This is a genomic window from Noviherbaspirillum sp. (genome assembly GCF_036563305.1).
In the GTDB taxonomy this organism is placed as follows: domain Bacteria; phylum Pseudomonadota; class Gammaproteobacteria; order Burkholderiales; family Burkholderiaceae_D; genus Noviherbaspirillum.
Genome location: NZ_DATCMQ010000016.1, coordinates 106,489 through 130,457, shown reverse-complemented (window position 1 = coordinate 130,457; position 23,969 = coordinate 106,489). Strand labels below are relative to the sequence as shown.

Sequence of the window (23,969 nt, the reverse complement as noted above, 5' to 3'; positions counted from 1 at the left end):
CCTTCGCATTGAAGTAAACAGGGCGGACGCCGCAGCGTCCGCCCGTGTCACGCCGCTACCACCTGCTGCTTAGTGCTGCCAGACCGCTGCACGGTTGCTGTTCCCGGACTGGGTGATCGAAGCGACATGATCGCTGCCCGTCTGCAGAATGGCTGCGGTGTTGCGCGCCGCGTGGCTCGCACCGTCGCCGAACTGCGAGACAGTAGCCAGGCTGCCGCTGCCGGTCTGGGTCACGTCGGCGTAGTTCCAGTTGCCGGACTGGCCGATCGTCGCCGTCAGGGCGCTGCCGTCATGCTGGGTGATCAGCGCCTCGTTGTTGCCGCCGTTCTGGTTGATGGTGGCGGCGGAATTGGCGGCGCTGGTCTGACCGATGGTGGCCAGGTTCCAGCTGCCGCCCTGGTTGATGGTGGCGCTGCTGCTGGTGCCGGTTTCCTGGTTCACCATCGCGACCTGGAAGCTGCCGTTCTGGTTGATCAGCGCGGCGTCGCCGTAGCCGTTGGCCTGGGTGATGCCCGCGTTGTTGTCGTTGCCCGCCTGGACCACGTTTGCCTGGTACAACCCCTTGATCAGGCTGCCGTTGGACACCGAGCCGCCGCTTTGCTGGATGTTGGCCAGCTGGCTGCTGCCCGACTGGTTCACGCTCGCCGCACTGTAATCGGCGAGCGGCCCCTGCGTGATGTTCGCCTGATGCAGCGAGCCGCCCTGTTGCACGGAGGCGGTGGTGTACCAGGTATTGGTCTGCAGGATATTGGCGGTGCTGCCGTTGCCCGCCTGCTGCACGCTGGCGCTGCCTTCGCGGCTGCCGTTGCCCTGATTGACGACGGCGCTGTGCTGGTCGCCGGTCTGGACCACGGATGCCTGCTGGTTGCGGGTGTCGTTCTGGTTGACCAGGGCGCTGCTCTGGTAGCCGTTGGCCTGCGACACGCTGGCGGTGTTGCCGCTGCCGAAGAGCTGGTTCACGCTGGCGACGAAGCTGCCCTGCGAAACGTTACCGCCCGGGTAGTTGCTGGCGCCGCTTTGCGAGACGGTGGCGGTATTGCTTTCACCGGTCTGGAGCACGTTGGCGCTGCTCGAGTCGGCCAACGGACCTTGCGTGACCGTGGCGGCGTTGGACAGGCCGGCCTGACCGACGATAGCGGTGCTGAACCAGGTGTTGGACTGGGTCACGTTGGCCGAATGGCCGGTACCGGCCTGACCGACCACGGCGTTGCCGTTGCGGGCACCGTCATTCTGCGTGACCGACGCGTTCAGCGCATTGCCGACCTGGACCACCGATGCCTGCTGGTCGGTGACCGTGTTCTGCAGCACGTTGGCGCTGTTGCCCGCGACGCCGCCGCCGGCCTGCAGGATGTTGACGCTGCCATTGGTGGAGCCGAGGGTGTTGACGGTCGCGGTATGGTTGGAGCCGCTCTGGGCGAACACCGCCTTGTTGGCCGAACCGGTCTGCGTCACTGAGGCGTTCTGGTTTTCGCCGGTCTGGAAACCGCCGGCCTGGTTGCCGGCGCCGGTCTGCGCGACGGCGGCGGCGCTGTCGGTCGCATCGACCTGCGCCAGTCCGGCTGTGTTGGCATTGCCGGTCTGGTTGATGGTGGCGGTCACATCGCTGCTGTCGCGCTGCAGGATGCCGGGGATGGCAGCGGGATCGCCGGGGCCGCCGGCCGGTGTGCCGGCGATATTGCCGTTGCCGTTCTGGGTGATGCCGGCGCTGGCGCCGGACGACGCGTCCTGCTCGATGTAGGCGTCATTGGCGGTGCCGGTGGACGAGATGGTCGCCTGTGCGAACACGGGCGATGCGGAGTACGCAAGGCTGATGCCGAGCGCGAGTGCGGTCAAACGGATTTTCAATTCATTCTCCTTGATGACAGGGGCAAAAAAGTCCGGCGTGATCTAGCGCCCCTAGTACTGGATCACCTTTGCGGTAAGGCCATTGCCGTGCTGGCGCAATTGCAGGTCAGGGCTGTGCGGCGCCTGCCTGACGATGACCGAATTGGAATTGCCGGCCTGCTCGACCGAAGCCTGCAGCGCCGTGCCGACCTGGCCGATGTCGGCGCGGTTGTCGCGGCCCGACTGGTTCAGCGAAATCTCGTTGGCGCTCCCCGATTGCTGGATCGCGGCGAGATTGCGCGTACCCTGCTGGACCGCGTCGATCTGGTTCGCATGGCCCTGCTGCCGGAGCGCCAGCGCGTGGCGGTCGCCGTGCTGACCGATGGATGCGGTGTTGAGGTCGCCGGCCTGGCCGACACGCACCCGGTGGCCGTGCGTCGCCACGCTCAGCTCGGAAGGGCCCAGCTCCGGTTGCAGTGCCAGGTCTCCGGCGGCGGCCGGAACGAAGGCGCCGGCCAGCAGTGATGCGACGACGCGCACTGCGGCGCGCGGCAGAGATGGAAGGTTCACGGTGAGTTCCTCTGGGATGGATGGGGATTCAGCTGCCCGGGGCGGGCGCAGGGGCGGCAGGCTCGGCGACCTGTCCGCCCTGGCCCAGGTATGCCTCGCTCTGGCGAAGATAGGCCTGCAGGACCGGCGAGTGCCAGTCGGCTTCGTCCCGCAACGCCCATACCCTGTCCTTCAGCCCCTGCACGATCAGGTGGGCCACGGCGGCCTCGATGGCCTCTTGCACGCAGAGCTGGGACGGCTCGTTGCGGGTATACCCGCCTTCCAGTTCCAGCAGTTCCTTGAAATTCACGAAGCGGAACACGCCCGTCGACAGCTCGTAGGAGTAGATCGTCTTGGTGGTGGAGACGCTGTTGAGGATCTGGCCGCTGCGGGTGTCCACGGTCCGCAGGCTGACGGTTACCTGGTCGACCCGGTACTGGTTCTTGACGCCGATGCCCAGGTATCGGGCGCCGGCGCCCCCGGTCTTCACATTGGTCTCGTAGGCGACGATGCCGCCTTCGATCAGGATCGTGGCAGGCACCAGCGCGGGCAGGTTCACCACCGCCTTGTCCTGTGGCGTCTCCAGCGCGCGCACGATCTTCCGTTCGGTGAGCAGGTTCTGCAGGTTTTCCCGCTCGACCGGCATAAACCACCCCGAGTCCTTCAGCGCCTTGACCAGCATCGACGCAGCGCCCTGGGTGACCAGCGTGGAGAACGAACTGTCCGGACTGGGCTTGTACTGCCCCGTCTGGTCGCGGAAACCGTAGACGGCGGCCACTACCCGCCCCTTCGGCGCCGGCATCGCCAGCAGGTCGCGCGTAATCCCGGTTGGCGCCGTGAGCTGCGCGTTGTCCGCCGGACCGGCCGGCTCCTGCATCGTGGCACAGGCGCCGAGCACCATGGGCAGCAGCAGCAGGATCCCACGTCGGATGAACTGGTGTGCGCGCATCACTGGGCCCCCACCTGGAAAGAAGTTGCGGCGCCGGTGACCTTGTCGGTCGTCTTCACCATCAGCATGCCGCCGCCGAGATCGGTGATCTCGATCGTGAAATTGCCCGTATTGACAACGCCTTCCTTCAGCTTGCCATCCGCGCCCATCACGCTGGTGGTCGCCGCCGAGACCAGGCGGTTGAGCACCGCACGCTCGAGGATCTCGTTGAATTGCTGCAGCGGCGTCTGCTGCCCGGGGCCACCCGGCTGCGAGGATTTCGGTTCGGTGTGCTTGTTCTGGGCCTGCGCCGCGTTCAGCAGTACGGCGCCGTTCAACGGACTGCCGCCGAAGGACGGATTGACGGGGACGTACACCAGTTCGGTCGCGGAGGCCGCCGGAGCCGCAACCAGGGCTTGCGCCAGCAGCCCGCACAGGAAGGCGGTCGTAACCGCCGGGATCGTCTTGCACATGGTCTTCTTGTCTCCCTGGTTTCAGAGCTCGTCCGCGCCGAGGTCGGGCTCGCGGAACAGCAACCGCTCGACTTCGGTATCCGCGACGCGCTGGAAAGCGATCTCCGCGGCGCGTTCTCCCAGCGGCCGGAGGCCAGATCGTCCGGCGGGCAAGTGCGTGTGGAACACCCGGCGCTGGGCAAATTCAACCCAGACCTGGCTGCCCCACCTGGCCGACGGTCGCTCGGTCACCGAAATCGCGAATCGCTCCGCAAGCGGGCGCTCGCGCCAGGCAGCGACAAAGTGCTGGAAGAATTCCTGGCCGGCGACGGTGACCGTCTGGTTGACGACGACGCCTGGAATGGCGTCCTGGGCGATAGCCGGAATGGCTGGCCAGGCCAGTATCGTCATCAGAAATGTCATTGCCGACAGACGCTTCGGTGTCATGCGGTCGTCCTTTTTGTTACAAAATTGATAAGTCAATGACGGCGATCTTGATGGTTGAAATGACAATTGTCAATTAGCCAATTGAACTTTTTATTTTCTTTTTTGTCGTGCTTCGGCGAAGTCAGCTTGTGTGGTTCAGGAACAATGGCAGTTCCATTCCCTTCAAGAACCGGCTGTCCACGCCGTTGACGAAAGGGCGCCCAGGGGGCAGGTGCTATAATTCGGCCGGACCCCGGTAGTGGGTTTTTCCAGTCGCGTTCATGGGAAATGCGGCACTTTTACGATGAAATGGGGTTACAGATGCGGCACCGCCCCCTCCTTTTTCTTTTCCTCGCAGCACAATTTCTGCTTCCCGCGCTCGCCGCGGACCGCCCGTTTCCACCGGTGGCAAAGCGCGGCACCATGAGTTCGGCGCCGCACCCGCAGATCGTGATCGAAGGAAGGCAGCGGCAACTCGCCCCCGGCGCGCGGATCTGGAACGAGGACAACCTGATCCAGCTGCCGGCGTCGATCGACGTTCGCGGCGTGCCGGTGAACTACACCGAGGATGCGGATGGCGCGATCGACCGCGTCTGGATGTTGACGCCCGAAGAAGCGCGGCAGCCGCTCCGGCAACAGACGAACACGAACCTCCGTTGAACATGCAGAAGAAAGTTTTCATCAAGACCTTTGGCTGCCAGATGAACGAGTACGACTCGGACAAGATGGCCGATGTGCTCAATGCCGCCGAAGGACTGACAAAGGCAGAGACGCCGGAAGAAGCGGACGTCATCCTGCTCAACACCTGCTCCGTACGCGAAAAGGCGCAGGAGAAGGTGTTTTCCGACCTCGGCAGGCTGCGCGAGCTGAAGCAGGCCCGTCCCGACCTGGTGATCGGGGTCGGCGGCTGCGTCGCCTCCCAGGAAGGCGAAGCGATCGTCAAGCGTGCACCGTACGTCGACGTGGTGTTCGGGCCGCAGACGCTGCACCGCCTGCCGGAACTCATCCGCGAACGCCGGAACTCCGGGCGCGCCCAGGTCGACATCTCCTTTCCCGAGATCGAGAAGTTCGACCACCTGCCGCCAGCGCGGGTGGAGGGTGCGACCGCTTTCGTCTCGATCATGGAAGGTTGCAGCAAGTACTGCAGCTACTGCGTCGTGCCTTACACGCGCGGCGAGGAAGTCTCGCGCCGCTTCGAGGATGTGCTGACCGAAGTCGCCGGCCTTGCCGATCAGGGCGTGAAGGAAATCACGCTGCTGGGTCAGAACGTGAATGCCTACCGTGGTGCGATGGCCGACGGGGAGATCGCGGACTTCGCGCTGCTGATCGAATATGTCGCGGAAATCCCGGGCATCGAACGCATCCGTTTCGTGACCAGCCATCCCAAGGAATTCACTCAGCGGCTGATCGATACCTATGCCAAGGTACCGAAGCTGGTCAACCATCTCTACCTGCCGGCGCAGCACGGCTCGGACCGCATCCTGATGGCGATGAAGCGCGGCTACACCGCGCTCGAATACAAGTCGGTGATCCGCCGGTTGCGCGAGGTTCGCCCCGATATCTCCGTGTCGAGCGACTTCATCATCGGCTTTCCCGGCGAGACCGACGCCGACTTCGCGGCACTGATGAAACTGGTCGAGGACGTCGGCTTCGACGCCAGTTTCAGTTTCATCTTCAGCCCGAGGCCCGGCACGCCTGCCGCCAGCCTGCAGGACGACACGCCGCACGAGGTCAAGCTTGCAAGACTGCAGCGTTTTCAGGCGGCAATCGAGGCGAACGCGCGTCGGATCGGCGAGGCGATGGTCGGCAGCGTGCAGCGCATCCTGGTGGAAGGCCCCTCGAAAAAGAATGCCGACGAACTGCAGGGCCGCACCGAGAACAACCGGGTGGTCAACTTCGACGGCGGGCCGGACGGCGCAAGCCTGGTGGGCAAGTTCATTGACGTAAGTATTGTCAAGGCCAATGCCAACTCCCTGCGTGGCGAACTTGTTATCACCCGGTGAATCTCAGCGACATCGACCACGCCATCTTGAAAAATAAAATTCCCGCCCAGCCACAACATTTCACTCCGGAGCCGCTCGACAACAAGCGCCTTGCGCACCTGTGCGGTCCCATGGACGAGAACCTGCGCCAGATTTCGGCCGGCCTCGACGTCACCATCTTCCGCCGTGGCGAGAAATTCATCGTCAGCGGCAGCAACGCCTCGCGTGCCATCGCATTGCTGGAGGCTTTCTACCAGGCTGCGGACAACCCGATCTCGGTCGAGGACGTGCAGCTGGCGCTCGTCGAGCAGCGCGCGGCAGATGAAGGCGACAAGCCGGCGACCACGGCCGCCGGCGAGGAGCCGCCGCCCCAGCCGACGATGCCGGCACTGAAGACCAAGCGGTCGGACCTGCGTGGACGGACGCCGCACCAGAACGACTACATCAAGGCCATCCTCGAACATGACGTGACCTTTGGCGTCGGCCCGGCCGGTACCGGCAAGACCTATCTTGCAGTGGCCTGCGCGGTGGATGCGCTGGAGCGCGACGCGATCAAGCGCATCGTGCTGACCCGGCCGGCGGTGGAGGCCGGCGAGCGGCTGGGCTTCCTGCCGGGCGACCTCACGCAGAAGGTGGATCCCTACCTGCGCCCGCTCTACGACGCGCTGTACGACCTGCTCGGTTTCGACCGTACGCAGAAGATGTTCGAGAAGCAGGTGATCGAGATCGCGCCGCTGGCGTACATGCGCGGGCGGACGCTCAACCATGCGTTCATCATTCTCGACGAGGCGCAGAACACCACGCCGGAACAGATGAAGATGTTCCTGACGCGCATCGGCTTCGGCAGCAAGGCGGTCGTCACCGGCGACGTGACGCAGATCGACCTCCAGCGCACCCAGAAAAGCGGCCTCGTCGATGCCGTCAACGTCCTGAAGGACGTGCGCGGCATCGCGTTCACCCGTTTCACCAGTGCCGACGTCGTGCGTCATCCGCTCGTGGCCCGCATCGTCGACGCCTATGACGCCGCCACCCCGAAAAGCGCCGCCATCCGCAATGTCGCAAAAAAATAAGCTGACGCTGGCAATCCAGTATCCGGATACCCGCCTCAAGGAGGTGCTGTCCCGGGCCAGCCTGCGCCGCTGGGTGCAAGCTGCGCTGTTCGCACCGGCGGAGCTGACGATACGCTTGGTCGACGCCGAGGAGGGCCGGATGCTCAACCGCGAGTACCGGCAGAAGGATTACGCGACCAACGTGCTGACCTTCGCCTATACCGAGGACGAGGACAGCGAGGTCACCTGCGCCGACATCATCCTCTGCACCGACGTGCTGCAGCGCGAAGCCGCCGAGCAGGGCAAGCCGGTGCAGGCGCACGCGGCCCATCTGGTGGTGCATGGCGTGCTGCACGCGCAGGGCTACGACCACGAGACGGACGAGGAGGCGGCCGAAATGGAACAGCTGGAGATTGACATCCTGGCGAGCCTCGGCGAGCCCAATCCCTACGCCACGACTTGACGTTTTGCAATTCGGGCCGCCGGCTTTGAGTCCGCCGCGGCATTTGTTGTATCCTATATTCCTGTTCAATTACGGCTCCCCGCCATATGCAAGATCACCCTAGTGGTGCCAAACTCCCTGACACCAAACCCCACCGGTCCCTGCTTGAACGCCTGACCGCACTCATCTCCCCTGAACCAGAAAGTCGCGCGCAACTGCTCGATATCCTGCATGACGCGCATGAGCGCAAGCTGCTGGACGCGGATGCGCTGTCGATGATCGAAGGCGTGTTCCAGGTATCCGACCTCAGTGCGCGCGACATCATGGTGCCGCGCGCCCAAATGGATGTGATCGACATCAGCAAGCCCATCGAGGAGTGGATGCCGCTGGTGCTGTCCACCGCCCACTCCCGCTTCCCGGCCGTCGACGGCGACCGCGACCAGGTGGTGGGCATCCTGCTCGCGAAGGACCTCCTGCGCTACTATGCGCAGGAAAGCTTCTCGGTGCGCGAGATGCTGCGCCCGCCGGTCTTCATCCCCGAGTCGAAACACCTCAACGTGCTGCTGCGCGACTTCCGCGCCAACCGCAACCACATGGCCCTGGTCGTCGACGAGTATGGCGCGGTGTCCGGCCTGGTCACGATCGAGGACGTGCTGGAGCAGATCGTCGGCGAGATCGAGGATGAATACGATTACGACGAGGAAGCGAACAACATCCTGCCGATCCAGGACGGCGCCGGGGCGATGCGCTGGCGCATCAAGGCGCTGACCGAAATCGACCAGTTCAACGAGACGCTCGGCACTGCCTTGTCCGACGACGACGTCGACACCATTGGCGGCCTGGTCGCGCATCGCATGGGCCGCGTGCCGCGCAAGGGCGACGTGGTCGAGATCGACGGCATGCGCTTCGAAGTCCTGCGCGCCGACGCGCGCCAGATCCATGTCCTGATCGTGGAACGGCTTCCCGGTCAGCCGCTCGCCGCCGTGTCCTGATGCAGGGCGAAAGCGACGCGGGATCACGCCCCACGCGCGCCGGCGCAAGCGCGCAGGCCGCTGCCGCTGCCGGGCCGGCGGCGCTGACGCGCGTCGCGCCGCTGCTGGGGCTGGCGGCGGGCGCGCTGAACGTGTTTGCCTTCGCTCCCTTCGGCTGGTGGCCGCTGCAGATCGCCACGCTCGCACTCGTCTTCCTGCTGGTCCTCGGCAGCAGCGGGTGGCGCAGCGCGGCACTGATCGGCGCGGCGTACGGCTTCGGCTGGCTCGCCGCCGGCGTGCACTGGCTCTACATCAGCATGCATTTCCACGGCGGACTGCCCGCCTGGATGGCCGTCCTTGCCGTCGGCCTGCTCGCGCTCCTGATGGGCGGCAGCTTCGCCGCGCTCGGATTGGGCGCGGCGCGCGCCCTGGCGGGCCGGCTCGGTGCGACGCGCTCCGTCGCCGCCCTGCTGATCCTGCCGGCCTGCTGGACCCTCGCTGAATGGTCGCGCGGCTGGTTCCTCACCGGCTTCCCCTGGCTCGGCTCCGGCTATGCACACAGCGATGGGCCGCTCGCCGGCTATGCGCCGCTGGTCGGCGTGTATGGCCTGGCGCTCCTGTCGGCGCTGGTCGCAGGCAGCATCGCGCTGCTGCCGCGGCAACGGATGCCGGCGTTGGCGGCGCTGCTGCTGCTCGGCGGCGGCGTCGCCCTCAAGGGTGTCGCCTGGACCGAGCCGCACGGCGCGCCGGTATCGGTGCGCCTGCTGCAGGGGAACGTGCCGCAGGAGATGAAATTCGCGCCCGAGCAGATCCAGGCAGGCCTGGCGCTCTATTTCGAGATGGTGACCGCGCAGCCGGCGGACCTGATCGCCACCCCGGAAACCGCCATCCCCCTGCTGACGACGCAATTGCCTCCGGACTATCTGCCGATGCTGCAGGACGCGTTGCGCCGCACCGGCAGCCATCTTGCGCTCGGCATCCCGGTCAGCGACGGGCCCGGCCAGTATGCCAACAGCGTGCTCGGCTTCGGCCCGCAGGGCGGCGTCCCCTACCGCTACGACAAGCATCACCTGGTACCCTTCGGCGAGTTCATTCCGCCGGGCGCGCGCTGGTTCGTCGAGATGATGCGCATACCGCTCGGCGACTTCCGCCGGGGCGCGGCGCTGCAGCCACCTTTTCAGGTGCGGGACCAGTGGATACTGCCGAACGTCTGCTACGAGGACCTGTTCGGGGAGGAGATCGCGGCGCAGCTGGCGGCGGGTGGGATGCCGCAGGCAACCATCCTGCTCAACGTCTCCAACATCGCCTGGTTCGGCGACTCGATCGCCGTGCCGCAGCACCTGCAGATCTCGCGCATGCGCGCCCTGGAGACCGGCCGCCCCATGCTGCGGGCGACCAACACCGGCGCCACCGCGGTGGTCGGGGCCGATGGCCGGGTGCAGGCACAGCTCGCGCCATTCACCCGCGGTACGCTCGCCGCCACCGTCCAGGGCTACGGTGGCCTGACGCCCTACACGCGCATCGGCAACGCCGCGGCCGTCGCCGCCGCGCTTGCGCTGCTTGCGCTGGCCTGGATTGCGGGTCGCCGGAACGCGCCGGGCGCAACGAAAAGCCGTTAAAATCTGTTGTTTCAGCCAAACCCTCCAGAGTCGGCGGCGTGTTCGCGCCGGCGGTCCATACACGATGCTCACATTTCAACAAGTCATACTCACGCTGCAGGAGTATTGGGACGCGCAAGGATGCGCACTGCTCCAGCCCTACGACATGGAAGTCGGCGCCGGCACCTCGCATACCGCCACCTTCCTGCGCGCGATCGGACCGGAGCCGTGGCGCGCAGCCTACGTGCAGCCCTCGCGCCGTCCCAAGGATGGCCGCTACGGCGAGAACCCGAACCGCATGCAGCACTACTACCAGTATCAGGTGGTGCTGAAGCCGGCCCCGGAAAACATCCTCGACCTCTACCTCGGCTCGCTGCAGGCGCTGGGCCTGGACCTGAAGCAGAATGACGTGCGCTTCGTCGAGGACGACTGGGAGAACCCGACGCTCGGCGCCTGGGGCCTTGGATGGGAAGTCTGGCTGAACGGCATGGAGGTCACCCAGTTCACGTATTTCCAGCAGGTCGGCGGCATCGATTGCAAGCCGGTGCTGGGCGAGATCACCTACGGCATCGAGCGCCTGGCGATGTACCTGCAGGGCGTCGAGAACGTCTACGACCTGGTCTGGACCGAATGGGAAGAAAACGGCGTGAGCCGCCGCCTGACCTACGGCGACGTGTTCCACCAGAACGAGGTAGAGCAATCGACCTACAACTTCGAGCACTCGAACACCGAATTCCTGTTCTCCCTGTTCGGCAATTACGAAGCCGAAGCAAAGCGCCTGATGGAAGTGCCGCTGGCGCTGCCCGCCTATGAAATGATCCTGAAGGCCGCGCATACCTTCAACCTGCTGGATGCCCGCGGTGCCATCTCGGTAACCGAACGCGCCGCCTATATCGGCCGCATCCGCAACCTGTCGCGCGCCGTCGCCCAGGCCTACTACGAATCGCGCGAAAAGCTCGGCTTCCCGATGTGCGGTGACGCGGCACCCCGTCAGGCCGCCTGAACGTCCATCCAACAGCCATGCACGTAACCGGCGCTGCCGGGATGAAAAAAACATGAACCAGACACTGTTAGTCGAACTGCTTACCGAAGAACTGCCGCCGAAGGCGCTGGCACGGTTGGGCGACGCATTTGCCGCCGGCATCTTCAATGGCCTGAAGGCGCGCGATTTCCTCGAGGGCGATGCCGCCGCCACTGCCTATGCAACGCCGCGCCGCCTCGCGGTGACCATTACCGGCGTACGCGCCGTTTCGCCCGACAAGTCGATCCGTGAAAAAGTGCTGCCGGTGTCGGTTGCGCTCGACAAGGAGGGCCGGCCGACCGCCCCGCTGGCCAAGAAGCTCGCCGCACTCGGCTTTCCCGACCTGACCCCGGCCGATCTCGAACGGGCAGTCGACGGCAAGGCGGAAAGCTTCTTCTACACCTACACCGCACCGGGCACCGGCCTGCAGAACGGCCTGCAGGCAGCGCTGGAGGAAACGGTCGGCAAGCTGCCGATCCCCAAGGTGATGAGCTACCAGCGCCCTGACGGCGACACCGTGCAGTTCGTGCGTCCCGCGCACCGGCTTATTGCATTGCATGGCGACGATGTCGTGCCGGTCGCGATTCTCGGCCTGCAGGCCGGTCGCGTCACCCTCGGCCACCGCTTCCTGTCGCAGGGCGAGATCACGATCGCCGAACCCGCCGCCTATGCCCGCACGCTGGAGGCGCAGGGCAAGGTCGTCGCCTCGGCGTCGGACCGCAAGGAGCGCATTCGCGCCGCCCTGCTCGACACGGCGGGCGACGACAAGGTGCTGATGCCGGAGGCGCTGCTGGACGAAGTGGCGGCCCTGGTCGAATGGCCGGTCGTGTACGCATGCAATTTCGAGGAGACCTTCCTCGCCGTGCCGCAGGAATGCCTGATCCTGACGATGCAGACCAACCAGAAGTATTTTGCGCTCACCGATGCCGGCGGCCGCCTGCGCTCGCGCTTCCTCATCGTGTCCAACCTCGAGACCGCTGACCCGCAGCACATCATCGGCGGCAACGAGCGCGTCGTGCGTCCGCGGCTGTCGGACGCCAAGTTCTTCTTCGAGCAGGACAAGAAGCGCAGCCTTGCCGACCGCCTGCCCGGGCTGGCCAGCGTCGTGTACCACAACAAGCTGGGCACGCAGGCGCAGCGGACCGAACGCGTGATGGCGCTGGCCGCCGGCATCGCCGCGGCGCTCGGCAGCGACGTCGCGCTTGCACGCCGCGGCGCCCAGCTTGCCAAGGCCGACCTGCTGACCGACATGGTGGGCGAGTTCCCCGAGCTGCAGGGCATCATGGGCACCTACTACGCGCGCCATGACGGTGAACCGGAAGAAGTGGCGCTTGCGGCGTCCGAGCATTATCAGCCGCGCTTTGCCGGCGACGCCCTCCCGTCAACCGCGACCGGCACCGCCGTCGCACTGGCCGACAAGCTCGAGACGCTGGTCGGCATCTGGGGCATCGGCCTGCAGCCGACCGGTGACAAGGATCCGTTCGCGCTGCGCCGCCATGCGCTGGGCGTGCTGCGCATGCTTGTCGAAAAGCGGCTGCCGCTGTCGCTGCGCACACTGCTGGGCGACGCCGCGCAGCTGTTTGCCGACAATCCCAACTTCAAGCAAAGCAGCGCGGAACTGACCGAATTCATTTACGACCGCCTGCGCGGCCTGCTGCGCGAGCGCGGCTATGCGCAGAATGCGGTCGAGGCGGTGATTGCGCAGCAACCGGACTGCCTCGACAACATCATCGAGCGCCTTGACGCAGTGAAGTCCTTCGCGGCATTGCCGGAAGCCGAGTCGCTGGCCGCCGCCAACAAGCGCATCACCAACATCCTGAAGAAGACCGAAGCCGTGACGACCGGCGTGCAGCAGTCGCTGCTGAAGGAACAGGCCGAACAGGGCCTGTACTCCGCGATGACCCGCCTGCAGCCGCAGGTCGATGCGGCGTTCGCGCGAGGCGACTTCAGCGGCACGCTGAAATCCCTGGCCGCCCTGCGCAACGACGTCGACGCCTTCTTCAACGACGTCATGGTGATGGCCGAGGACGCGCAGCTGCGCAACAACCGGCTGGCGCTGCTGTCCGGTCTGCACGGGATGATGAACCGGGTGGCGGACATTTCCAAGCTGGCTGCCTAGGACCGACCGACGTGAGCAGCAAGTTCATCATCCTCGACCGCGACGGCGTCATCAACCACGACTCGGACGCCTTCATCAAGTCGCCCGCCGAGTGGATCCCGATACCCGGTTCGCTTGAAGCGATCGCGCGCCTGAACCAGGCTGGCTACCGGGTGGTGGTGGCGAGCAACCAGTCCGGCATCGCGCGCGGGCTGTTCAACATCGTCACGCTCAACGCCATCCACCAGAAACTGCATGATGCGGCGCAACGGGTCGGCGCGGAGATCGACGCCATCTTCTTCTGCCCGCATGCGGCCGACGACAACTGCGACTGCCGCAAGCCCAAGCCTGGCATGTTGCAGGAAATCGGACGGCGATTCGACATCAGCCTGAAGGGCGTGCCGACCGTCGGCGATTCCCTGCGCGACCTGCAGGCCGGCTATGTCTGCGGCTGCACGCCCTACCTTGTCCGTACCGGCAAGGGAGAGAGGACGCTGGAGAAAGGCGGCCTGCCGCCGGGTACCACGGTGCACGCGGACCTTGCCGCGCTTGTCGAGCACCTGCTCCGGCGCGAGCCCGGCGCCGCCGGTGGCGCCTCCGCCGCCTGAACGCCGCCCGCGCCACCCCATTCCACTTCGGAGATCCCATGTCCAAGCCCGTCCTTTTCCTGCGCTCACTGGTGTTCGCGCTGCTCATGCTGGTGGCCACCGTGATCTGGGCCCCGCTCTGCTTCCTGTTCGCCCCGCTGCCGTACAACCAGCGTTATCACATGACCGCGTACTGGAACAAGTTCGTGATCTGGGCCGCGAAAACCGTCTGCGGCATCCGTTACCAGGTCAAGGGGCGGGAGAACCTGCCCGATGCGCCGGCGATCCTGCTGTCCAAGCACCAGTCGGCCTGGGAAACCATCTTCTTTTTCTATGCGTTCCCGCGTCCGCTGGTCTACGTGTTCAAGAAGGAGCTGACCTACATCCCGTTCTTCGGCTGGGGCATCGCGCTGCTGCGGATGATCCCGATCGACCGCAGCAAGACCAAGGACGCGTTCGCGCAGGTCGTCGAGCAGGGTCGCAAGCGCCTCGCCAGCGGTCAATGGGTGATCATGTTCCCCGAGGGTACCCGCTCCTACGTCGGCTCGAAGGGCAAGTACAAGAGCGGCGGGACACGCCTGGCGGTGGAAACCGGGACGCCGGTGATCCCGATCGCGATGAATGCCGGCGAGTGCTGGCCAAAGAATTCCTTCATCAAGAAGCCGGGCCTGATCACGGTCTCCATCGGCAAGCCGATTCCGTCGACCGGTCGCACGCCCGCCGACCTGATCCAGGAAGTTGAGAATTGGATAGAATCCGAGATGCGGGTCATTTCCAGTCCCGGCGTCTACACCAACGAACCTGCCCCGAATGCCATTGAAGCTGTTACGCCAGACTCCGCCTGACCCGCAGCAGCTCGCGCTGCAACTCGATTTTTTCTCGCCCGCGCCGGCGCAGCAGCCGGCAGTCGACCAGCCCGCGCCGGCGGCCCGGGCGCCTTCCCCTCCCACCGACCCCGCTCCCCTGTTTCCCGCGCCGCTCTCTCCCGCCGGGGATGGAGCGACCACCCGCCGGCGGCGGGTGCAGGTCGGCGCGCACCTGCTGGAATACCGCCTCCTGCGCTCCAAGCGGCGCACCATCGGCTTCCTGATCGACGACGAAGGCCTGCGCATCACGGCGCCGCGCTGGGTGCCGGTGGCCGAGATCGAAAGCGCGATCCGGGAAAAGCAGCGCTGGATATTCAGCAAGCTGACCGAGCGCCGGGAGCGCTCGGCGCGCCGCCTGCAGCCGCAGATGCAATGGCGCGACGGCGCCACTCTGCCCTATCTCGGCGCCGACATCACGCTGCGCGTCATCCATGCGCAGGCCAGCGGCATCGCCTACGACGACGCGACGCGGAGCCTGTGCGTGAGCCTGCCCCCGGATGCCGGCGAACAGCAGTTGAAGGACCGGGTGCAGGGCTGGCTGCAACTGGAAGCCAAGCGGATCTTTGGCGAGCGGCTGCCTGTCTACGCGGAGAAGCTGGGCGTCACCTATCAATCGTTCGCGCTGTCGTCGGCAACGACGCAGTGGGGCTCCTGCACCGCCGAAGGCCGCATCCGCCTGAACTGGCGCCTGATCCATTTCGGCATGCCGATGATCGACTACGTGGTCGCCCATGAGCTGTCCCACCTGCGCGAGATGAACCATAGCCCGCGCTTCTGGGCCACCGTGCAATCGATCTTTCCCGAGTTCGAGGCCGCCCGCCGCGCTCTGCGCGACAGCGGTCCCGAGACCCTGCCTGTTTTCTGAGAAACGGAACTGACCATGCGACTCCTCCATACCATGCTGCGCGTCGGCGACCTGCAGCGTTCAATCGACTTCTACACCCGCGTGCTCGGCATGAAGCTGCTGCGCACCACAGACCGCCCGGAACAGAAATACACGCTGGCCTTCGTCGGCTACGGCAGCAACCCGGACCAGGCGGAGATCGAGCTGACCTACAACTATGGCGTCGACAAGTACGAGCTTGGCACCGCCTACGGCCACATCGCGCTGGCCGTGGAGGATGCGTACAAGACGTGTGAGGCCGTCAAGGCGCAGGGCGGGCTGGTCACGCGGGAAGCCGGCCCTGTGAAGGGCGGCACCACCGTGATCGCATTCGTCCAGGATCCGGACGGTTACAAGATAGAACTGATCCAGCGGGAATGATCACCGCAATTCCGCGTCCCCTTTGAGATGCCGGCGCGAACGGAACCGTCCCGGCGCCTCCGCCACCCATCAACAGCGGCTGTTACGGTCAAATTGATGGGGGCAAAATGGGCGTCATATCCTTCCTGCTGGGTGCGTATGTCGCCCACGAACTGCACCACAAAGGGGCCAAGGGCAGCGCTCCGGACAAGGAAAAGCCGCGGGATCCCGAGATTACCCGCGGCCATTCGCCCCGCTTTTTCAATGCGGGCAACCACATGCGCAAGGCGTTGCATTGCGCGTTTGACGGCAGGTTGAAGAAGGTTGCGGACGTCGATGGCAGCAGCGTCAGCACCGTGTACGACGTTCTGAAAATCGTTGCGCTCGCTGAAAAGACCAGCATCGGCAATGTGCTACGGGAGCATCAGCTGCTGATGTCGGCGTATCCGAGGAAGACGGCGGCTTCTTCCCCTGCTGCACGGCAGGATCGGTCAGGGCATTCGACCACAGGTAGCTACGGAAATCACTCCCCGGCATCACCGGGCAGCGATACCCCGTCGAAGGTGGAACCGAAGCATCCCGATTCATTGCGTTCGCTGTCGCGAACGTCGGGGCGCTCGCGCTCGCCTGGCAGCCGTACTTCCAGTTCATCGTATGTCACCACGACGACTTCAGGAATGCACGTTGCCGGTTCAGCGAAACCGGGACACTTGCATCCGTTGCCTCGGGATACAGGAAGCAGCAGCGGCTATAGGTCCAACTCCGCGCACGAACGAATCCATGTGGGGCACCAGGACCCAGGAGCGATAGGACGAGCCGGTGCGGCCGGTGATGGACAGATTGAATTCCATTCGGGCAGCGACCGGCCGTCTTTCGTGCCACCGCTGGAGGACCGCATGTACTTGACGGCGCCGGGGGTTACGAAGGCACCGGGATCATCGGCCCTTCAACGACAGAATGCGCATCATCTGTCGAAACATCTACATGCGGGAGTCCCGCCGGCGCAACACCACGGGCACGCTCGCCCCGGCTCATCGTCAGCCGGCTCATCGTCAGCCGGATCGTCGTCCGACGGAACATCTCAAAGCGATGGGCCACGCTTCGTGCCACCGCTGAACGGACACCCGCTCTCGCCATCGGCGTTAGCGCGATCCATCCAACGACAGAATAAGTATCACGTGCTGAAACACGATTCTGCTGCAGCTCAGCCGCCCCACCCCCCTGGACGCACCCGATCCGGTTCATCGTCATCCAGCTCGTCCTCATCCAGCTCGTCCTCATCCGACTCAGCAGGCGGACGGTCAGGAAAGTCCGGTCAAGCGCATGCGCCCCATCCCTATCCAGGGAGCGGCAACGGCACGACGTCCACTTCCCAGTTCAGCGCAACCGGCTCAAGGCGACAAAGTCGGCAACGGCTACCGCCTCTGGGCGTGCCTGCGGATCCACCCCCGCGTCGATAAGCTCCTGTTCGCTGAACATACCGGCCAGGCAGTTGCGGATTACCTTGCGGCGCTGTGAAAACGCCTTGGCCACCACCGCCTCCAGCTTCGCCGCATCACACTCCATCGGCTGTGCCAGCGGGATCATGCGGACGATGGCGGAATCGACCGCGGGCGGCGGGTCGAAGGCGGCAGGCGGCACGACGAACAGCAACTCGATGTGATAGCGCCATTGCAGCATCACCGACAGGCGGCCAAAGGCCTTGCTGCCCGGCTCCGCGGCCATGCGCTCCACCACTTCCTTCTGCAGCATGAAATGCTGGTCCTGTACGTGCGGCGCCATCTCCGCGAGGTGAAACAGCAGCGGGCTGGAGATGTTGTACGGCAGGTTGCCCACGACGCGCAGTTTCTGCTGCGGCGGCACGGGAATGGCGCCGAAATCGAACTGCAGCGCATCGCCCTCGTGCACCGTCAGCCGCCGGGGATCAAAATCTTTCTTCAGTCGCGCAACCAGGTCGCGGTCGAGTTCGACCACATGCAGGTGCCGCAAAGACTCCAGCAGCAGCCGGGTCATCGCCGCGAGGCCGGGACCGATTTCGACCATCACGTCCTCGGGACGCGGATCGATGGCGCGGATGATGTCGTGCAGCACGCCGTCATCCGTCAGGAAGTTCTGACCGAAGCGCTTGCGCGGAATGTGTTTCATGGCGTTGTTTTCCTGGATGCGCGGGCCATCTGCGCCGCCACCCTGATCGCTTCCAGCATGCTGCCGTGATCGGCGCGTCCGACGCCGGCGGCTGCAAGGTCGAGCGCCGTGCCATGGTCGACCGAGGTGCGGATCAGCGGCAAGCCGAGCGTGATGTTGACGCCGCGGCCGAAGCTGGCGTGCTTGAGCACCGGCAAGCCCTGATCGTGGAACATAGCCAGCACGCAGTCGGCATCATCCAGGTATTTCGGCTGGAACAGCGTATCGGCCGGGTAAGGGCCGCGCACGTCAATACCGCGTGCCTGCGCCGCTTGCAGCGCGGGCGCGATCACTTCGATTTCCTCGCGTCCGAGGTAGCCGCCTTCACCCGCGTGCGGATTGAGGCCGGTGACCAGGATGCGGGGCCGCGCAATGCCGAACTTGTTCTGCAGGTCCTGTTGCAGGATATCGATGGTGCGGGAGAGCGTGTCGAAGCGGATTGCGCCGGCAACATCCTTCAGCGGCAGGTGCGTCGTCGCCAGCGCCACCCGCAGCAGCGGGTCGCCGCCGGCCAGCATCATCACCACCTGTGGCGTTGCGGTGCGCTCGGCAAGGTATTCGGTGTGACCGGTGAACGGGATGCCGGCGTCGTTGATCGTGCTCTTCTGCAGCGGCGCGGTGACCACGGCCTCGAATAGCCTGTCCAGCGCGCCGTCGATCGCGACATCGAGCGTCTGCAGCACCGCCCGTCCGTTGCGGGCATCGAGGCGACCTGCCACTGCCGGCTCCGACAGCGGGCAATCGATGACCGCCAGCGCGTTCTGCGGGAGCCGGGGCAGCCCGCTGTTGCGCAGGGCCTGGGTCGACAGTGCGACGAGCCGGATCGCGGGATCGATCTCGGACGCCGCGGAAGCGAGCAGCGCGGCATCGCCGACCAGCACGCTGTTGACCTGCCCGCGCAGCTCCCAGGCGGCGCGTAGGGAAATCTCCGGACCGATGCCGGCCGGTTCGCCGCAGGTCACGGCCATGGTCGGCCTGTCCATCGCCATGTTCCTATCGGGCGTCGGCGGTGTCGAAGCGGTACTCGACGTACGCGCGGTCGCGCAACTGGCGCAGCCATTCCTGGGTCGCCTCTTCCAGCTTGCGTTCCCGGATCGCCTGGCGCGCGATCAGGCGCTGGCGCTCGGCGGACACGTCATCCTTCTTGCGCTCCAGCACCTGGATCAGATGGTAGCCGAACGGGGATTCGATCGGCTCGCTCACTTGACCCGGCTCGAGGGCGTTCATCGCCCTTTCGAATTCAGGCACGGTGTCGCCCGGGTAGACCCAGCCGATCTCGCCGCCGCGGGATGCCGACAAGTCATTGGAGAACAGCTTGGCGAGGTCCTCGAACTTGGCCGCGTTGTTGTCCAGCCGCTGCTTGATGTCGATCAGCTTGCGACGCGCGTCGTCGGGCGTGACGATCTGGTTGACCTTGATCAGAATATGCCTGACCCGGGTCTGCTGGACAGCTGCGGTGCCAGGCGTCTTCATGATGCTTGCGGTGCGCTTCCCCGCAAGCTTGACGATATGGAATGCGCTTGCGCTCTTGATCACCGGGGAGATCTCCCCTTCCTTCAGGTTGCCGACGGTATCGACGAACAGCTGAGGCAGGCGCTCCGTGGTGCGCCAGCCGAGATCACCGCCGCTGAGTGCATCGGTGGCGTCGGAGTAGGTGGCGGCCAGCTTGGCGAAGTCACCGCCGGCCTGCAGTTGCTGGCGCACGTTCTCGGCCCGCGCCCGGCGCTCGGCAAGCTGCTCGGCCGTCGCGTTCTCGGGAATGCGCACCAGAATATGCGAGACGTTGAACTCCTGCTGGTTCGGCGTGGTGCCCTTCTCCGCGGCCAGATAGTTGTCGACCTCGGACTCGCTGATCTGGATCTTGTTGTCGACTTCGCGCTCACGCAGCCGCTGCATCATGATCTCTTCGCGGATGTCCTCGCGAAAGCGTGCATACGGCGTCCCCTGCCGTTCCAGCTCGGCGCGGAACTGCGGCATCGTCAGCCGGTTCTGCTCGGCGATGCGCGCCACCGCCCGGTCCAGCATCGAGTCGTCGACACGAATCCCGTATTCCTTGGCGAGTTGCAGCTGTGCGCGGTCGACGATCATCCGTTCCAGCAGCTGGCGCTGGAAATCGCCCTGCGGCGGCAGCGCGATGTTCTGGGCGCGCATGCGGCGCTCGACGGTGCGCAGCCGCTCCAACAGCTCCTGCCGGGTGATCACCTCGTTGTTGACCACGGCGATGATCGCGTCGGCGAGATACACCCGCTGCGACTGCTGCCCCGCCTGCGGCGCCTGGAATCCCTGCGCCGGTCGCGGCGCGGGTGCCATGCCCGGTGCGTACTGCGCCCAGGCCTGCGGCAGCGCGCCCGCGCACGTCAGCGCAACAGCGAACGCAATGCCGGCGGTGCGGCGGTTGACGGGTCGCGGAAACTGTAGATTCATCATGATCATCGTGCTTCGTTAGGGAGTGCTGGGTTGATTGACGAGATGGTACCCGGGAATGTTCAGGCGCAGCGCGTCGAGCGGATTGGAGCCCAACTTGGTCAGGCCGTTCAACTCGAGCTGGAAGAAGATCGACGAGTTGGCTCGCTCCGACGAGGTCGGCGTGCGCTGGGCGACTACGCGCAGCACCCAGCAGTCGGCCATGTACTCGACGCCGAACAGGCTTTCCGCCACCTTGCTCTCGGGCAGCGAGTAGTTGACCCGCGCCACGCCGTACCAGCGACGCGAGAGCGGCCATTGCCCGGACACGTCCACCTGCTCGAGGTCGTTCAACCGGTCGCGGCGGTATCTCAGGTTGAGCACCTTCCTGGGTGCCGGCGCCCACTGGACGCCGTAATTCGCATGGCTGACCGTGTTGTTGGTCTGGCTATACTGCACATTGCCGTCGAGGCTGAACTGGCGGGTGATGCGGCCGAAGGCGGACAGCAGCAGGTCTGACCGGCTGTCATTGCGGGCGCCGCGCAGCGTGACGCGCTGCTCGTTGAGGTAATAGCGCTGGCCGACCGCGAAGCGGATCCGCTCCACGCCGTCCTGCTCGATGTAGCGGGAGATGAGCGCCGCGGTCAGCTGGTTCGCATCGCTGATGCGGTCGAAACCGATGAAACGGTTCTCGCTGAACAGCTGCGCGAAGCTGAGGTCGGCTTCCGCGCTGTCGAACACCGGAAAATCGCTCTGGTCCCTGTAGGGCGTGTAGACATAGAACAACCGGGGCTCGAGCGTCTGGATCATCTCCTTGCCGAGGAAATTCGCGTCCCGTTCGAACACCAGGCCGCTGTCGACGGAGAAGGTCGGCAAGGTGCGCGTGAGCGAGTCCGGCGAACCGACCGCGTTGTTCTGCAGGGCGTAGGAGGTGTGATGGATGCTGAACCGCGGCGTGATGAAGTAGCCTGGTTCGATGATCGGATAGGCGACCCGCGGATTGAGCATGAAACGGTCGCCGCGCACCAGGTCCGGATGATAGAAGCGGGTGAGCTCGGAATCGGCGTTCCAGTCGAATCCCTTGATGTCCTGCTGACCGGAGGCGAAGGTGATCTGCGGCAGCCGGTCATACGGCCGGGCGATCGGCGCATCCGGGTCCTGCAGCACCTGGTAGTTGGAAGCCCGTGCGCTCGCGCTCCAGAACGACCCGGAGTAGCCGACCGCGACGTCGCGCGCCATCAGCCGCTGGCGGCTGGTGGTGAGCGTGCTGGAGAAATCGTCCGGATACTCGTCGTCCGAGGCGGTATTGAGGTTCCAGGAGAGTCCCCATCCTGGCGCCAGCGTCTGGGTGTGCGTGGAACTCAGCGCGTAGCGGTCGGTATGGGTCTCGCGATCGCTCGGCAGCACCTCGACCCGGGTGATGCCGGAATAGGTCTCGCCCAGGTAGCGCGCTTCCGCCCCGAGCTGCACCCCGCGCCGTGCATACACGCGCGGGAACAGCGTCAGGTCCCGGTTGGGCGCGATGTTGAAATAATAGGGCACCATCACTTCGAAACCGCCCTTGCTGGTGGTGCCGATGGTGGGCGGCAGAAAACCGCTCTTGCGCGCGTCGGACAGCGGGAAGGACATTGCCGGCGCAGCCAGGATCGGCACGTCCTTGAAGTAGAGCAGCGCGTTGCGGGCGATGCCTTCGTCGCGGTCGCCGTCGAGGTTCAGCCGGCCCGCGCGCAGGTACCAGTCGGGATCGGGGCCTTCGCAGGTGCTGTAGGAGCCGTCGGTGACCGTGGCGCGGTTCTCGCCCTCGAAATCGATGCGGTCGGCGGTCCCCCGCGCATTGTTCAGCTGCAGGTGATAGGTCGGATTGGTGACGTAGCCTTCCTGCGCCTCCATCTTGAACCGCAGCTCGTCGCCGGTATAGGTGTCGCCGAAGCGGCGCATCCTCACGTTGCCCTGCGCCTCGACCTCGTCCTCCACGACCCGGTACGTCGCCCGGTCGGCATTCAGGGTCGTCGGGCCGCGGATGATTTCGACGTCGCGCTCCAGGATCACTTCGCGGTCGGGCCGGCCGCTCATCTGTTCGGCGCTGACGTTGGCAGGCAGGTTCTTCTCGTCGTCGGAACGTTTCGGCTGCGCCTGTGCCGAAGCAAGTGCCGGCACCGAGGCGGCAGTGACCAGCGTGGCGATCAGGCGAAGCAGGCGTTGCGAGGGTGGAAATGCTGGTTGCCGTTTCATGAAAAGGAGGACCCGCGAGCGCTTTTTTGAAATGAATCCCTTATTATAGGGGAACTCCCTACTGTCCAATCCGAACGTTTCATGTCTGTAAATACTTCACCCGATATCCGTCTTCAGCAACTGCAGGAATGGCTTGCCGCCGATGCTGGCATCCGGCTCGATCCGGCGTCGGTCCGCCCGGCCTCCTCCGACGCGAGCTTTCGCCGCTATTTCCGCGTCGATGGCGAGGATGGCACGACCTATATCGTCATGGATGCGCCGCCTCCCCAGGAAGACGTCCGCCCGTTCATCCATGTGGCCGACCTGTTCGGGCAGACCGGCGCATCGGTGCCGAAAGTGCTGGCGCGGGACGTGGAACGCGGTTTCCTCCTGCTGTCCGACCTCGGCACGACCACCTACCTGCAGCAGCTGACCCCGGACACCGCGCACAAGCTGTACCTCGACGCCATCGATGCACTGGTGCTGATCCAGGCCCAGAGCAGGCCCGACGTACTGCCCGAGTACGACCGCGCCCTGCTGCACCGCGAGCTGATGCTGTTTCCGGATTGGTACGTCGGCAAGCACCTGGGCGTCACGCTGAGCGACAAGCAGACGGCTGCCCTGAACCAGGTGTTCGACACCCTGCTGGCCAACAATCTCGCGCAGCCGCAGGTCTTCGTGCACCGCGACTATCATTCCCGCAACCTGATGGTGCTGGGACAGGGCAATCCCGGCATCCTGGATTTTCAGGATGCCGTGTACGGGCCGATCACCTATGACCTGGTCTCGCTGCTGCGCGACGCCTATATCCAGTGGGACGAGGAAATGGTGCTGGACTGGGCGATCCGCTACTGGGAGCGGGCGCGTCGCGCCGGGCTGCCGGTCAATCCCGACGTCGACAGCTTCTACCGCGACTTCGAGTTCATGGGCCTGCAGCGCCATCTCAAGGTACTCGGCATCTTCGCCCGCCTGTATCACCGGGACGGCAAGGACGGCTACCTGAAGGACCTGCCGCTGGTGATGGAATACACGCGCAAGGCCGCGGGGCGCTACAACGCGCTCGCGCCGCTGGTGAAGCTGCTCGACGAGCTGGAGGAAAAGGGTCCGGGCGTCGGCTATACCTTCTGACAACGAT

The 23,969-nt window shown here is 65.3% G+C and carries 23 protein-coding genes; 13 read left to right on the top strand and 10 right to left on the bottom strand.

Going from position 1 to position 23,969, the window contains the following annotated elements:
* Positions 1–69: 69 nt before the first annotated feature.
* Genes VIM12_RS17020 through VIM12_RS17000 form a run of 5 tightly spaced genes read right to left on the bottom strand, consistent with a single transcriptional unit; the run spans position 70 to position 4,200 of the window.
* Positions 70–1,845, bottom strand: a complete 1,776-nt coding sequence (locus VIM12_RS17020; protein WP_331942861.1) for a hypothetical protein — start codon at positions 1,843–1,845, stop codon at positions 70–72.
* Between the two features lie 51 nt (positions 1,846–1,896).
* A complete protein-coding gene (locus tag VIM12_RS17015; RefSeq protein WP_331942860.1) occupies positions 1,897–2,394 on the bottom strand; it encodes a hypothetical protein in 498 nt (165 codons plus the stop codon).
* A 28-nt stretch (positions 2,395–2,422) separates the two neighbouring features.
* On the bottom strand, positions 2,423–3,322 hold the full coding sequence (locus tag VIM12_RS17010) for a CsgG/HfaB family protein (protein WP_331942859.1): 900 nt from the start codon (positions 3,320–3,322) through the stop codon (positions 2,423–2,425).
* Positions 3,322–3,774 (bottom strand): curli assembly protein CsgF, encoded by a 453-nt coding sequence (locus VIM12_RS17005; RefSeq protein WP_331942858.1) that lies wholly within the window; start codon positions 3,772–3,774, stop codon positions 3,322–3,324. Before VIM12_RS17005 ends, VIM12_RS17010 begins: the two co-directional genes overlap by 1 nt.
* Before the next feature lie 21 nt (positions 3,775–3,795).
* A complete protein-coding gene (locus VIM12_RS17000; protein ID WP_331942857.1) occupies positions 3,796–4,200 on the bottom strand; it encodes a CsgE family curli-type amyloid fiber assembly protein in 405 nt (134 codons plus the stop codon).
* Between the two features lie 267 nt (positions 4,201–4,467).
* Here VIM12_RS17000 and VIM12_RS16995 point away from each other — a divergent pair, with 267 nt between their 5' ends.
* The 12 genes from VIM12_RS16995 to gloA all read left to right on the top strand — a co-directional run bounded on the left by VIM12_RS16995 (position 4,468) and on the right by gloA (position 16,057).
* Entirely contained in the window at positions 4,468–4,839 is a 372-nt protein-coding gene (locus tag VIM12_RS16995; RefSeq protein ID WP_331942856.1) for a hypothetical protein, read from the top strand.
* A 2-nt stretch (positions 4,840–4,841) separates the two neighbouring features.
* Complete coding sequence (miaB, locus tag VIM12_RS16990; protein ID WP_331942855.1) at positions 4,842–6,182, top strand: tRNA (N6-isopentenyl adenosine(37)-C2)-methylthiotransferase MiaB; 1,341 nt, start codon at positions 4,842–4,844, stop codon at positions 6,180–6,182.
* A 26-nt stretch (positions 6,183–6,208) separates the two neighbouring features.
* Positions 6,209–7,231, top strand: coding sequence for a PhoH family protein (locus tag VIM12_RS16985; RefSeq protein WP_331942854.1), 1,023 nt, complete (start codon positions 6,209–6,211; stop codon positions 7,229–7,231).
* Entirely contained in the window at positions 7,215–7,673 is a 459-nt protein-coding gene (gene ybeY, locus VIM12_RS16980; RefSeq protein ID WP_331942853.1) for an rRNA maturation RNase YbeY, read from the top strand. Before VIM12_RS16985 ends, ybeY begins: the two co-directional genes overlap by 17 nt.
* Positions 7,674–7,759: 86 nt before the next feature.
* The gene (locus VIM12_RS16975) at positions 7,760–8,644 is read left to right on the top strand and encodes an HlyC/CorC family transporter (protein ID WP_331942852.1); all 885 of its coding nucleotides are present in this window, start codon (positions 7,760–7,762) and stop codon (positions 8,642–8,644) included.
* Positions 8,644–10,242, top strand: coding sequence for an apolipoprotein N-acyltransferase (gene lnt, locus VIM12_RS16970; RefSeq protein WP_331942851.1), 1,599 nt, complete (start codon positions 8,644–8,646; stop codon positions 10,240–10,242). The genes VIM12_RS16975 and lnt overlap by 1 nt, the downstream gene beginning before the upstream one ends.
* A gap of 64 nt (positions 10,243–10,306) precedes the next feature.
* The gene (glyQ, locus tag VIM12_RS16965; RefSeq protein WP_331942850.1) at positions 10,307–11,224 is read left to right on the top strand and encodes a glycine--tRNA ligase subunit alpha; all 918 of its coding nucleotides are present in this window, start codon (positions 10,307–10,309) and stop codon (positions 11,222–11,224) included.
* A gap of 52 nt (positions 11,225–11,276) precedes the next feature.
* A complete protein-coding gene (gene glyS, locus VIM12_RS16960) occupies positions 11,277–13,361 on the top strand; it encodes a glycine--tRNA ligase subunit beta (RefSeq protein WP_331942849.1) in 2,085 nt (694 codons plus the stop codon).
* 11 nt (positions 13,362–13,372) lie between these two features.
* The gene (gene gmhB, locus VIM12_RS16955; protein ID WP_331942848.1) at positions 13,373–13,948 is read left to right on the top strand and encodes a D-glycero-beta-D-manno-heptose 1,7-bisphosphate 7-phosphatase; all 576 of its coding nucleotides are present in this window, start codon (positions 13,373–13,375) and stop codon (positions 13,946–13,948) included.
* 38 nt (positions 13,949–13,986) lie between these two features.
* Entirely contained in the window at positions 13,987–14,772 is a 786-nt protein-coding gene (locus VIM12_RS16950; RefSeq protein ID WP_331942847.1) for a lysophospholipid acyltransferase family protein, read from the top strand.
* Positions 14,744–15,658, top strand: coding sequence for a SprT family zinc-dependent metalloprotease (locus tag VIM12_RS16945; RefSeq protein ID WP_331942846.1), 915 nt, complete (start codon positions 14,744–14,746; stop codon positions 15,656–15,658). The genes VIM12_RS16950 and VIM12_RS16945 overlap by 29 nt, the downstream gene beginning before the upstream one ends.
* Positions 15,659–15,673: 15 nt before the next feature.
* Positions 15,674–16,057 (top strand): lactoylglutathione lyase, encoded by a 384-nt coding sequence (gene gloA / locus VIM12_RS16940; RefSeq protein ID WP_331942845.1) that lies wholly within the window; start codon positions 15,674–15,676, stop codon positions 16,055–16,057.
* 502 nt (positions 16,058–16,559) lie between these two features.
* Here gloA and VIM12_RS16935 read toward each other — a convergent pair.
* The 5 genes from VIM12_RS16935 to VIM12_RS16915 form a co-directional block, all read right to left on the bottom strand.
* Positions 16,560–16,700, bottom strand: a complete 141-nt coding sequence (locus tag VIM12_RS16935) for a hypothetical protein (RefSeq protein ID WP_331942844.1) — start codon at positions 16,698–16,700, stop codon at positions 16,560–16,562.
* A 713-nt stretch (positions 16,701–17,413) separates the two neighbouring features.
* Positions 17,414–18,181, bottom strand: coding sequence for a 16S rRNA (adenine(1518)-N(6)/adenine(1519)-N(6))-dimethyltransferase RsmA (gene rsmA, locus VIM12_RS16930; protein ID WP_331942843.1), 768 nt, complete (start codon positions 18,179–18,181; stop codon positions 17,414–17,416).
* Complete coding sequence (gene pdxA, locus VIM12_RS16925; RefSeq protein WP_331942842.1) at positions 18,178–19,203, bottom strand: 4-hydroxythreonine-4-phosphate dehydrogenase PdxA; 1,026 nt, start codon at positions 19,201–19,203, stop codon at positions 18,178–18,180. The genes rsmA and pdxA overlap by 4 nt, the downstream gene beginning before the upstream one ends.
* A gap of 10 nt (positions 19,204–19,213) precedes the next feature.
* Entirely contained in the window at positions 19,214–20,647 is a 1,434-nt protein-coding gene (locus VIM12_RS16920; protein WP_331942841.1) for a peptidylprolyl isomerase, read from the bottom strand.
* A 15-nt stretch (positions 20,648–20,662) separates the two neighbouring features.
* A complete protein-coding gene (locus tag VIM12_RS16915) occupies positions 20,663–22,855 on the bottom strand; it encodes an LPS-assembly protein LptD (RefSeq protein WP_331942840.1) in 2,193 nt (730 codons plus the stop codon).
* Positions 22,856–22,936: 81 nt separating this feature from the next.
* On the opposite strand from VIM12_RS16915, the gene VIM12_RS16910 reads away from it, so the two are divergent.
* Entirely contained in the window at positions 22,937–23,962 is a 1,026-nt protein-coding gene (locus VIM12_RS16910; RefSeq protein ID WP_331942839.1) for an aminoglycoside phosphotransferase family protein, read from the top strand.
* Positions 23,963–23,969: the final 7 nt, after the last annotated feature.